We start from the raw sequence: 13678 nt of genomic DNA on the forward strand, positions 1-13678 counted from the left end.
AAAAATTTCATAATGCTAAATTTAGTTTAGAAAAAAGTAAGGAGTTTTTATATGAGTTATAAACATCTTGGCATAGATGAAAGGATTTATATTGAGAATCAATTGAAATTTAAATTTAAAATTAGTGAAATAGCTAAAAATCTTAATCGAAGTATTAGTACTATTATTCGAGAAATTAATAGAAATAAAGATAATAATCATTATTTTTCATTAATTGCACAAAATAAAGCTGAAAATCGAAAACAATCACATATTAGTTTTCATAAGTTTAAAAATAAGAATTTAGTAAAATATGTACAACAAAAATTACTATTAGGTTGATCACCTGAACAAATTTATGGCAGAATTAAAAATTTTCATAAAGAGTGAGTTATTAGTTTTAAAACAATTTATACTTGAATTTATTTTGGAATGCTTGATAAAGTTACTAGTAAAAATTTAAGAAGAAAAGGTAAAAAACGAAAATCTAAAGAAAATCGTGGCAAGTTTAATGGTAAATCAATTAAAGAACGAGATATAAATGTTAATGATCGTATAACACTTGGTCATTGAGAAGGAGATACTATAGTATCATCAAGAGGCAAAAGCAAATCATGTTTAATAACTTTAGTTGAAAGAGTATCACGATTTACTTTAGCAATATTAGTTAAAAACAGAACTACTAAAGTTATTAATAAAAATGTCAGTTATTATTTATCAATTCTTCCTAAAAACATTGTTAAAACTATTATTTTTGATCGTGGCAAAGAATTTTCAAATTGACAACAACTTGAAAAAAATTTAGATGTAAAAATTTATTTTGCCAATCCATATTCACCTTGACAAAGAGGTACTAATGAAAATACTAATAGTTTAATTAGAGAAAAATTTCCTAAAAAATTTATTTTTTCAAAAACTAATAAAAATGAAGTTCATAAATTTATATTGTCTTTAAATCAAAGACCGAGAAAAATATTAAATTATCTTTCACCAATCGAATATTTGGATAGAAAAATAATTTAGTTGCACTTACCTTTACAATTTAGCATAGTAATTAAAATAATTATAGTAAATTATTTTTTCTAACTTCGAAGAGAAAGAAAAAAATATAATATAAATACAATTTTTTTTGGGTACTAAGTTTTCTAAGTTTTTTTATGTTAAAATAATAAAGATTTTATTACTTTACAAGTAATAATAAGTATAAGTAATAATAAAGAAAAAAATGGTGATTTACTTTATGTGAGATCGTAAAATTTTACGAAAAATTAATAAACAAGTTAAGGCAATAATTAGCCTTGATGAAACAATGAGAAAAATTAAAGATGAAGAATTAGCAAATAAAACAGTTGAATTCAGAACCAGATTGGCAGAAGGTGAGGCTTTAGATGATATTTTAGTTGAAGCTTTTGCGACAATTAGAGAAGCAGCACGAAGAATTAGTGGATTACATCCATATCCTGTTCAATTAATTGGTGGTATTGTTCTTCATAATGGTGATGTTGCTGAAATGCGAACTGGTGAAGGAAAAACTTTAACTGCTGTGATGCCAATTTATCTAAATGCTTTAAGTAGTAAAGGTGTTCATGTTATTACTGTTAATGAATATTTGGCGGTAAGAGATGCTGAATTAAATCGACCAATTTTAGAATTTTTGGGAATTACTATTGGCGTTAGTCTTCGTGATCATTCTACTAATCAAAAACGTGAAGCGTATTTAAAAGATGTTACATATACAACTAATTCGGAATTAGGCTTTGATTATTTGCGTGATAATATGATTAAGGTTTATCCAGAAAAAGTTCAACGTCAGCTTAATTATGCTATCATTGATGAGGCGGACTCTGTTTTAATTGATGAATCAAGAACACCTTTAATTATTTCTGGTGGTTCAAAAAATCGTACTCCTTTATATCAAGCATCAGATGTTTTTGCAAAAACTTTAATACCTGAAGATTATAAAATTGATTGAGAATCACGTCAAATTGCATTAACAGTAACGGGTGTTAATAAAGCTCAAAAACAGTTTAATTTAAAAAATTTATTTGATATTGATAACTCGGAATTATTTCATCATATTCAAAATGCACTTCGTGCTAATCATGTTTTCAAATTAGATGTAGAATATGTTGTTAAAGATGGTGAAATTGTGCTAGTTGATCAGTTTACTGGTAGATTAATGCCTGGTAGAGTATATAGTGATGGACTTCATCAAGCTTTACAGGCTAAAGAAAATGTTACAATTCAACAAGAAACAACAACAGTAGCTACTATTACTTATCAAAACTTTTTCCGTTTATATAATAAATTAAGTGGTATGACAGGAACTGCTAAAACCGAAGAAGAAGAATTTGTAAAAATTTATAATATGAGAGTAATTAAGATTCCTACTAATAAACCAATTATTCGAGAAGATAAACCTGATCATGTTTTTGCTTCATTAAATGCTAAATTTAAATCTTTAATTGCAGAAGTTAAAGAACGACATACTAAAGGACAACCAATTTTGATTGGTACTGCTAATGTTGATGTATCAGAACGAATTGCTAATATGTTAACTTTGGAAGGAATTAAGCATGAGATTTTAAATGCTAAAAATCATGCTCGTGAAGCTGATATTATTGCTAGAGCTGGTGAAAAAGGATCAATTACTTTAGCAACTAATATGGCAGGACGTGGAACTGATATTAAACTTGGTAAGGGTGTTATTGAACTTGGTGGCCTTGCTGTATTAGGTACCGAAAGAAACGAAGCACGAAGAATTGATAATCAATTACGTGGAAGAGCCGGAAGACAAGGTGATCCTGGATTTTCACGATTTTATGTTTCAATTGAAGATGATTTGATGTTACGTTTTGGTGGTGAAAAATTAAAAAAAGCTTTTGCAAGTTTAGGTGAAGACTATATTAGATCAAAAATGTTAACTAGATCAATTACTAGAGCACAACAAAAAATTGAAGGTATGAATTTTGATGCACGAAAAAACTTATTAGATTATGATAATGTTATTGCTCAGCATCGTGAAGCTACATATCATCAACGTGATAATATTTTACTTGCTGATGATTTATTAGATTTAATCAAAAATATGCACAGAACAGTAGCACGTGATTTACTAAATATTTTTAATAAAGTTGTTGGTAGAGAACAGTTTATTGATTATGATGAATTAGTTAAAGGTATTGAAAATAAATTAATTAAGCCTAATGATTTAATAGCAGAAAAGTTAAATCGATTAAGTACTGAAGAAAATATTGATTTAATTGTTGAAAAATCTTATAATTTTTATCTTGAAAAAAGAGAAAAGTTAAATGATGTTATTATAAAACAAATTGAAAATAGTGTTATTTTACAAACTTTTGATCAATATTGAACTAATCACATTGATGCTTTAAGTAAACTGCGTGCAGGAATCCATTTGCTTGGTTATGCGCAGTTAAATCCCTTACAAGCTTATATTGAGGAAGCTTCAAAATTATTTAATCGTATGAAAATCAATGTTGCTCATCAAGTTATTATTATGTTACATAGCATTGATCCAGAACAACATCAGGTCCGTGGTGGTCAAGATGTATTGGATACAGTATTAGCAAGTAATGTTGAAACTAAAACTAAAATTGGATAATCAATCTTTATTTAAAAAACTAAGTATTTTAATACTTAGTTTTTTAAATATGTTTTTTTATTCTATTTGATTTTTTTCTTTATGTTTTCATGACTTCTTTTTAAATATGTTTTTATTTTTTTTACTGTCATAAGTGACTGAAGTTGTTCAATGGGGGAAATTATTACCTTTAGTAATAGCATTACTATTATTCATGGGTACTAAATTTTTAATATAATTAGTTCCATCTGCTGTGGTGGGGCGTTCATAAACAATAGTTCAATTTGCTGAATTATACTTGTAAGTGCAAGTATAATTCAGCATTAAATTAAATGATACTATTGATACAAGTAATCGATTAAATATTAATAAAATTAATAATTCTCAACTACCACCAATATTAAAAACACTACAAAAAATAGAATCAAATATTATTTCAATACCAATTAACTAAAAATATTGTTAAATAACTTTTTTATAACTTTATTTACTTGTACTATAATTTTTCATATATTGAACTAATGTTTTAATTAATACACCCATACCACGATCATTTTTATAAGCAGTTCCCGCAATATCTAAATGTAAAAATGGTTTATCTTCACTAAATTCTTTTAAAAATGCAGCAGCATTTGATGAACCACCATATGGATCTTTAGAAAGATTACTTAAATCAGCTATTTTAGATGAACGCATATTTAAAATATTTTGTTGATGAATTGGCATTCTTCAAATTTCTTCATTAGTTTGTTGTGATGATAAATCAAAATCATTAAATAATTTATCATCAGTAGCAAAAGCACCAGTCATATAACTACCTAATGCAACTAGCATTGCACCAGTTAAAGTTGATAATTCAATAATACGATTTGCTTTTCCTTTACGTAAAGCATATGTCATAGCATCTGCTAATACCAACCTTCCTTCGGCATCGGTATTATTAATTTCTACAGTTTTACCATTCATTGAAGTAAAGACTGTTTCTACTAAAGTAGCATGACTACCAATCTTATTTTCTGTTAAACAAGCAACAGTTACAAAGTTTATTTTTAATTGTAATTTAGCAGCAGCAATGGCAGCATTACATACACTAGCTGCACCCGACATATCAAATTTCATACCTTTCATTGCTGAAGAAGGTTTTAGTGAATAACCACCACTATCAAAAGTAATTCCTTTACCAACTAATCCTAAAATATCATCGGCATGCTGTGGATCACCTTTATATTCTAAAACAACAACACGAGCATCAAAATTACTTCCAGCATTAACTGCTAATAATAAATTCATATTTAGTTCTGTTATTTCTTTTTGCCCTAAAACCTTTACTGATAAATTTTTAATACTTTTTGCTGCATCTTGAATTTTTTTTGCAAAAACTTCGGGATATAACAAATTAGGTGGCATATCTTGGAAATTACGTGCTAAATTAATACTTTCTCCTTGAATTTTGATTTGTTGTTGTGAAGTATAGTTAGGGAATTTTGCTGTTGAAACAACATTATATTTAACTTTTTTTTCTTCATTGTTTTTACTTTTTAAAGTATATTCTTTAAAAGTACCGAATCATAATGCTTCATATATAGTTTGTAAAAGTATACTTTCATCTAAATTACTCGTAACAAAAGATTTGACATCAATATCCAAATCTTGACTATTATTACTACTAAAATTTACAAAAAAATTATAAACATCATTACGAGTTAAGCCCTTACTATCACCTAAATATAGGTAATAAGTTTTATCTTCAGAAATTAATGTTAATTTATTTTTTTCTTTAGCAATCAATTCATGAGGAACTTTATCAGCAAATACCGCTGTTAATTTTAATTTTAATTCAAGTTTACTACTAACATTAAGTAGAATATTTTTATCCATATTTTCACTCCTAAATGGTAATATTAAAATAATTACAATATATCTGAATTAATATTTTCGAAAATTACAACAAAAATAGATAAGTTAAACAATATTATTGTATTATTATTGTATTGTAATATTACCATAGAATGGAGCAAAAACTATGAAGCGTTCTGAATTAAATGAAAAAGATAAAAAAAAGTACTGCTGAGATTTTAAGCATTTATTTATTAATAATGACTCTTGAAAAAAAGCTTTACCTGAGTTTGATAAATTTGCCAATCAACTTTTAACTTTTAAAGGAAAATTAAATAATATTGATAACTTTAAAAAATATTTAGCAATTAGCAAAAAAATATCAATGTTAGGGTCTAAAGTTGTGCAATATTTACATTATGGAGATTTAGATCAAACTAACTTAGAATTGCAACAATTATCTAGTTTATTTGCGACTCAACAAAGTAAGTTATCGGAAAAGTTAGCATGAATTGAACCAGAAATCAAAACTATTGGTTTACAAACTATTAAAAACTGAATTAATAATGACCCCTCATTAATGATATATAAACATGATATGGAAGTTTTCTTTAAATTTGAAAAATTTATTTTAAGTGAGCACGATGAAACTTTACTAAGCAAAGTTAGCAAATCAAGAAGTGCTGCTGGTGGTTTATATGATAGTTTGGTTTATGCTGATAAACAAAAAACAATGTTTAATTATCAAAATAAAGAACAAGAATTAACACAAACTTTATATTTAGACATTTTAGAAAATAGTAATCCAGTAAAAGATCAACAATTAAGAATTGATATTTCAAAAAAATTTTATGAAGATATTAAAAATAAAAAACATTCATTAGCACAAGTTTATGAAAGCATTTTAGAAGTAGCTGTTGAAGAAATAAAAATTCGTAACAACGATAAAGAAAAAGATAATAAAAAACATTTAACTACTTTAGAATATAGTCTATTAAGTGATGATGTACCATTAATACTATATGAAAATTTAATAAAAACAGGACAGAAACACGCTATTTTAGTAGAAGAATTTTATAATTTAAAACGTAAATTTTTTAAATTTAAAAAATTTTATAGTACCGATACTAGTTTAAAAATGACAACAATACTAACCAAAAAATTCAGTGTTGAAGAAGGTATTAATTCAGTCAAAGAAATTTTAAGTATCTTAGGTGATGAATATTTAGAGCAATTAAACTTAGCATTATTACCAGGTAGAATTGACTATTATGAAGACATAAATAAACGAATTGGTGCTTATTCAACGGGTGGTAATGGCGTAGAACCCATTATTTTAATGAATTGAGATGATACTATTAATTCACTTAATACACTAGCTCATGAATTAGGTCATTCTGTTCACACCCTATTTTCAGAAAAATATCAAAAATATCCAAATGCTGACTATCCAATTATTTTAGCTGAAGTTGCTTCAACAGTTAATGAACATCTAGCCTTTGATTATTTATATAATAAAGCCTCAAATAATCAAGAACGCATTTACTTACTACAAACTCATATTGAAACTGTAATTGGTACTTTTTTTCGTCAAATTCAATTTGCTGAATTTGAATGAGAAGCACATAAATTAGTAGAAAAAGAAGTGCCATTAAATGCCGATATTTTGGCTGATTTATTTGAAAATACAGCTAATAAATATGGACAAAAATTATTAGATAAATACGAAGAAAAAGCAAAAGGATACTCATGACCACGAATTCTTCATTTTTTCCACTCACCTTATTATGTTTATAAATATGCTACTTCAATTACCGTTTCTTATAAACTTTATGAAGATGTTAAAAACGGCAAAAAAGAAAATTTACTTAACTTTTTAAAAGCCGGTGGCAGCAAATATCCATTAGATATTTTAAAAGATGCGGGTGTTGATTTAACACAAATTGATGTTTATAACCCATTAATTACTAATTTAAAGAAAATGATTAATCAATTATCAGACTTAATTAATAATAAAGATAATTAAATTGCAAAAAAATAATATATAATACTAATGGTGTTTTAGTCCTTTAGCATTTTATTTAAAACGTTATAAAATAATATGTACATATTTTGACTATTACAATTAGTAAAGACTAAGGAGAATAAATAAAAAATGAATGTGAAATTTGATTTTGAAGATATAAATCTAATTGCAAATAAAGGAATAGTTAAATCACGAAAAGAATGTGATACCAGTCTTAAACTAAATGGTTTTACTTTTAAAATTCCAATTATTCCAGCAAATATGAGTGCTGTCATTAACCAAGAATTATGTATTTGATTGGCTAAAAATAATTACTTTTATGTAATGCACCGTTTTAATATCGATCAAATTAAATTTATTAAAAGTATGCACGAACAAAAGTTATATGCTTCAATTAGCATTGGTGTTAAAAAAGAGGATAAAGAGTTACTTGAACAATTAATCAAACTGAATCTAATTCCGGAATTTATTACTATTGATATTGCTCATGGTCATAGTAATGCTATGGAAGAAATGATTAAATTTATAAAAACTACTTTTGCTAAAACAAATACTAAACCTTTTATTATTGCTGGTAACGTTATGACAAAAACTGCTGTTAAAGATTTAGAAAAATGAGGCGCTGATGCAATTAAATTTGGTGTTGGTCCAGGAAAAGCTTGTATTACTAAACTAAAAACTGGATTTGGTACAGGTGGTTGACAATTAAATGCTTTACAAGATGTTGCCAATAGCACCACTAAACCATTAATTGCAGATGGTGGTATTAGATGTAATGGTGATATTGCTAAAGCAATAGCTTTTGGTGCCACTATGATTATGGCAGGAAGTATTTTAGCGGGTTATGATGAATCACCTGGCAAAATTGTTACAATAAATGGTCAATCTTACAAAGAATATTTTGGATCAGCAAGTATTTTTAACAAAGCGGAAGCAAAAAATATTGAAGGTAAAAAAATACTTGTTCCATATAAAGGTTCAATTGCTGATACTTATAAAGAAATGGAAGAAGATTTACAATCTGCTATTTCTTATGCTGGTGGTAAAGATTTATCTGCATTAACAAAATGTGATTATGTTATTGTTAAAGGTACTATTAATAATGGTGATGATCGTTAATAACTTTTAATTTTTCTTTAAAAACAATTCTGGGTACCCAGAATTGTTTTTTATTAAAATAGAAGCAAATCAAACTGCCTATGATGATAATTGAATTCACTGTGATAATTGTTTAATGATATTAAAGAATCTAATAATTAAATTATTTTTAATGGTAATGTTTAGTAATCTGTATAACTTACAAAAATAACTATGTTTAATTAATTCTAGTAAATATAATTAAATGACTAGAAAGAGTGAGTTACAGATGGCTAAAAAAGATAATTTTAATAATAATGATCCAATATCAAAAGCAGTAGATTTATTATTAGAAAATACTGAAGATTTAACAACAGTTTTTAAAGAAGGGGGTTTATATAAAGAATTAACAAAACGTTTAGTTGAAAAAATGTTGAATTCTGAGATGCAAAATTATTTAGGATATGAAAAAAATCAACATAATAATAGTGACAATGCTCGTAATGGTATAAGTTCAAAAAAATTAATAACTCAACAAGGTAAAATTGAGATTGATGTACCACGAGATCGTAATAGTAATTTTACTCCTGTAATAGTGCCAAAAAGACAGAGAAGATTTGATGGTTTTGATCAACAAGTTCTTTCCTTATATGCAAAAGGTATGACATTATCAGATATTAGAATGCAGTTACAAGAGTTATATCATGGTGCTGATATTAGTGAAAGTGTTATTAGTCAAATTACTGATGATGTGATTGATGATGTCAAAGCATGACAAAATAGACCATTAGAAGGCATTTATCCCATTGTTTATTTTGATTGTATAGTAGTTAAAGTACGACAAGATAAACGCATTATTAACAAATCAGTTTATATAGCTTTAGGTGTTGATTTAGAAGGTAAAAAAGATGTTTTAGGTTTATGAATTAGTGAAAATGAAGGCGCTAAATTTTGATTAGCAAATTTCACAGAAATGAAAAATCGTGGCTTAAATGATATTCTTATTGCTTGTAATGACAACTTAACAGGCATGTCAGAAGCAATACAATCAGTTTATCCTAAAACTGAACATCAATTATGTATAGTTCATCAAATCAGAAATAGTTTAAAATATGTTTCATACAAACATCGAAAATCACTAGTTACAGATTTAAAGCCAATTTATAATGCATGTAGTGAAGAACAAGCAATGCAAGCTTTAGAATCATTTGAAAATAAATGAAATAAACACTATCCTCAAATTGCTAAATCTTGAGCTGAATTATACTTGTAAGTGCAAGTAAATAAAATTGCAAAAAATTCTCATATAAAAATTTCATAATGCTAAATTTAGTTTAGAAAAAAGTAAGGAGTTTTTATATGAGTTATAAACATCTTGGCATAGATGAAAGGATTTATATTGAGAATCAATTGAAATTTAAATTTAAAATTATTGAAATAGCTAAAAATCTTAATCGAAGTATTAGTACTATTATTCGAAAAATTAATAGAAATAAAGATAATAATCATTATTTTTCATTAATTGCACAAAATAAAGCTGAAAATCGAAAACAATCACATATTAGTTTTCATAAGTTTAAAAATAAGAATTTAGTAAAATATGTACAACAAAAATTACTATTAGGATGATCACCTGAACAAATTTATGGCAGAATTAAAAATTTTCATAAAGAGTGAGTTATTAGTTTTAAAACAATTTATACTTGAATTTATTTTGGAATGCTTGATAAAGTTACTAGTAAAAATTTAAGAAGAAAAGGTAAAAAACGAAAATCTAAAGAAAATCGTGGCAAGTTTAATGGTAAATCAATTAAAGAACGAGATATAAATGTTAATGATCGTATAACACTTGGTCATTGAGAAGGAGATACTATAGTATCATCACGAGGTAAAAGCAAATCATGTTTAATAACTTTAGTTGAAAGAGTATCATGATTTACTTTAGCAATATTAGTTAAAAACAGAACTACTAAAGTTATTAATAAAAATGTCAGTTATTATTTATCAATTCTTCCTAAAAACATTGTTAAAACTATTACTTTTGATCGTGGCAAAGAATTTTCAAATTGACAACAACTTGAAAAAAATTTAGATGTAAAAATTTATTTTGCCAATCCATATTCACCTTGACAAAGAGGTACTAATGAAAATACTAATGGTTTAATTAGAGAAAAATTTCCTAAAAAATTTATTTTTTCAAAAACTAATAAAAATGAAGTTCATAAATTTATATTGTCTTTAAATCAAAGACCGAGAAAAATATTAAATTATCTTTCACCAATCGAATATTTGGATAGAAAAATAATTTAGTTGCACTTACCTTTACAATTTAGCTTTTAATAAAAAATAAATTAAATAAACTTTATTTAAAATACTAGATAAAAATATATTGTAAAATACGTTTTATTTCTTTATAATAAATATAAAAATTAATATAAGTTTTTTAAACCATTTACTTTCATTTTAAAGTAAATGGTTTTTTTATTTTGAAAGGGATGAAAAAATGATTAATACAGAAAAATTACCTTTATTAAAGGAAAATGAACATATTAATTATAATGGAATTAATAATTTACATATATCAATAAATCATAATGATTCATCTAGTACTGAAAGTATTATAACTTTAAATGATGTTCAAATAACAAATGCAAGAGAAAATAATAATTTAAACAATTTATTATTTGATGGTGATTCAGTACATACTATTGTTAATTTTAGCAATGATTGAAGGGATACTGATGATCGTTATGGTGGAAAAACACAAAAAAGATTAAATATTAATGGTAATTGAGAATATAATACGAAATTTATAACAGGTGATGTTTTAAATGAAAAAATAGCAAATATTAATAATCAATTATATTTAATGAAAGAAATTATATTAAATGATGGTGCAGTTATTTTAGAATTATCAAATTTAAATGAAAATAAAAAAATTGAAACAAAATATAAAATATACAATAATCAAGAAGAAAGAGAAAACAATAATAATTTAAATAACTTGGATTTAACTACTTTTTTACCAATAAATAAAGAAAAACCTAATTTTTTTAAAAAATTTTTAAGTTCAAAATATATGTTTTTACCTAATACAATTTTTTTAAATTTTGCTTTCGGATCAGTATTATTATTTGAAGCTAAAAATTATTTTCATAAAGAAAAGTTACCTGAAAATCTTTATCATAATTTTTGAGATGTATTAATGAGTGGTATTAGTGGTGTTATAGTAATGAATTTATCTTATTTAAATTACAAACTTATTTCTTTAAAAAATAAATGAAAATACTTATCTTTTTCTTTAGTAATTGGTGGTATTAGTATTTGAGATCAATTTTTATATTTACATGTTAGTGAAGAAAATTTCAACTTCATATCTTTTATAGAAAGAATAAGTATCTTTTTTACTAGTATTTTAATTGAAGAATTAATTTTTGATAAAATTGCTCAACCTTGCATTGAAAAATTATGACAAAATTTAAAAAATCAAAACTTTTCAAAAATTATTAAATATGGTAGTACTGTTAGTATGCTTCTTTTTGTATCAATTTTTAAAAATATATTAACTGGTCTTTATGACGAAGAAAAAGAAATAAATTTAGAAAATATTAAAAAAGCACTTCCACTAACACTATTGACAGTAATTCTTGAAAATACTCTTACTTCTTTTTCTTTTTCTTATTTTGATTGATTTTGAACAAAAATTTCAATTGCAAAAGAAATAGCAACCAATAGTATAAAAGGAATAGAAAGATTTGCTAATCAACAAGCATAAAATTATAGTTTTAAAAAATTAATAAAACAATTTAATTTTCAACCATTTAATGCAAACTTAATAAATGAAAGCGAACCGATAGATCATCCAGATTGAGGCTTTTTAGTAATCTGTGTTTCTTTGTTTTACAAAGTACTAGTTCAGATTAATTCTGTCTTCAAATTTTATCATAAAATGAGCAATTGCTGTATTTCAATTTTGAATGGGCATTGTTCATTTTTTTGTTATATTTTCAATTGCTAAATAAAATATTTTGAAAACTGCCATATCATTTGGAAAAACTTTTTTATTTCTGATGACTTTTCGTAATTGACTATTAACAGATTCAATAGAATTTGTAGTATAAATCACTCTTTTGATTTCTGGAGGATAACTAATAAAAATCATTAAATTATCTCAATTTTTATATCAAGATTTAGCAATTTGAGGATAGTGTTTATTTCATTTACTTTCAAATGATTCTAAAGCCTGCATTGCTTGTTCTTCACTACATGCATTATAAATTGGCTTTAAATCTGTAACTAGTGATTTTCGATGTTTGTATGAAACATATTTTAAACTATTTCTGATTTGATGAACTATACATAATTGATGTTCAGTTTTAGGATAAACTGATTGTATTGCTTCTGACATGCCTGTTAAGTTGTCACTACAAGCAATAAGAATATCATTTAAGCCACGATTTTTCATTTCTGTGAAATTTGCTAATCAAAATTTAGCGCCTTCATTTTCACTAATTCATAAACCTAAAACATCTTTTTTACCTTCTAAATCAACACCTAAAGCTATATAAACTGATTTGTTAATAATGCGTTTATCTTGTCGTACTTTAACTACTATACAATCAAAATAAACAATGGGATAAATGCCTTCTAATGGTCTATTTTGTCATGCTTTGACATCATCAATCACATCATCAGTAATTTGACTAATAACACTTTCACTAATATCAGCACCATGATATAACTCTTGTAACTGCATTCTAATATCTGATAATGTCATACCTTTTGCATATAAGGAAAGAACTTGTTGATCAAAACCATCAAATCTTCTCTGTCTTTTTGGCACTATTACAGGAGTAAAATTACTATTACGATCTCGTGGTACATCAATCTCAATTTTACCTTGTTGAGTTATTAATTTTTTTGAACTTATACCATTACGAGCATTGTCACTATTACTATGTTGATTTTTTTCATATCCTAAATAATTTTGCATCTCAGAATTCAACATTTTTTCAACTAAACGTTTTGTTAATTCTTTATATAAACCCCCTTCTTTAAAAACTGTTGTTAAATCTTCAGTATTTTCTAATAATAAATCTACTGCTTTTGATATTGGATCATTATTATTAAAGTTATCTTTTTTAGCCATCTGTAAC

Annotated in this window: 8 protein-coding genes and 1 pseudogene; 7 read left to right on the forward strand and 2 right to left on the reverse strand. The window is 25.4% G+C overall.

Translation table 4 applies throughout. From position 1 onward, the window contains the following. Positions 1–51 precede the first annotated feature (51 nt). Positions 52–1002: an IS30 family transposase gene (locus AACK95_RS00375; RefSeq protein WP_338980311.1), complete on the forward strand. Its 951-nt coding sequence runs from the start codon at positions 52–54 to the stop codon at positions 1000–1002. Positions 1003–1219: 217 nt separating this feature from the next. Further along, entirely contained in the window at positions 1220–3604 is a 2385-nt protein-coding gene (secA, locus tag AACK95_RS00380; RefSeq protein ID WP_338980313.1) for a preprotein translocase subunit SecA, read from the forward strand. 462 nt (positions 3605–4066) lie between these two features. Here secA and AACK95_RS00385 read toward each other — a convergent pair whose 3' ends face one another. After that, the gene (locus tag AACK95_RS00385; protein WP_338980315.1) at positions 4067–5461 is read right to left on the reverse strand and encodes a peptidase M17; all 1395 of its coding nucleotides are present in this window, start codon (positions 5459–5461) and stop codon (positions 4067–4069) included. A gap of 145 nt (positions 5462–5606) precedes the next feature. Between AACK95_RS00385 and pepF the strand changes: the two genes are divergently transcribed. The 5 genes and pseudogenes from pepF (at position 5607) to AACK95_RS00410 (ending at position 12297) form a co-directional block, all read left to right on the forward strand. After that, entirely contained in the window at positions 5607–7445 is a 1839-nt protein-coding gene (pepF, locus tag AACK95_RS00390; RefSeq protein ID WP_338980317.1) for an oligoendopeptidase F, read from the forward strand. Positions 7446–7574: 129 nt separating this feature from the next. Then, entirely contained in the window at positions 7575–8564 is a 990-nt protein-coding gene (locus AACK95_RS00395) for a GMP reductase (protein WP_338980319.1), read from the forward strand. A 247-nt stretch (positions 8565–8811) separates the two neighbouring features. Further along, positions 8812–9777, forward strand: a pseudogene (locus AACK95_RS00400) (IS256 family transposase); the annotation flags it as partial. 104 nt (positions 9778–9881) lie between these two features. After that, positions 9882–10832, forward strand: a complete 951-nt coding sequence (locus AACK95_RS00405) for an IS30 family transposase (RefSeq protein WP_338980321.1) — start codon at positions 9882–9884, stop codon at positions 10830–10832. 193 nt (positions 10833–11025) lie between these two features. Then, positions 11026–12297 (forward strand): hypothetical protein, encoded by a 1272-nt coding sequence (locus AACK95_RS00410; RefSeq protein WP_338980322.1) that lies wholly within the window; start codon positions 11026–11028, stop codon positions 12295–12297. 135 nt (positions 12298–12432) lie between these two features. On the opposite strand, the gene AACK95_RS00415 is transcribed toward AACK95_RS00410, so the two are convergent. Next, positions 12433–13671: an IS256 family transposase gene (locus tag AACK95_RS00415; RefSeq protein WP_338980932.1), complete on the reverse strand. Its 1239-nt coding sequence runs from the start codon at positions 13669–13671 to the stop codon at positions 12433–12435. Positions 13672–13678: the final 7 nt, after the last annotated feature.

This window comes from Spiroplasma endosymbiont of Lasioglossum malachurum (genome assembly GCF_964020065.1).
Classification (GTDB): Bacteria; Bacillota_I; Bacilli_A; order Mycoplasmatales; family VBWQ01; genus Spiroplasma_E.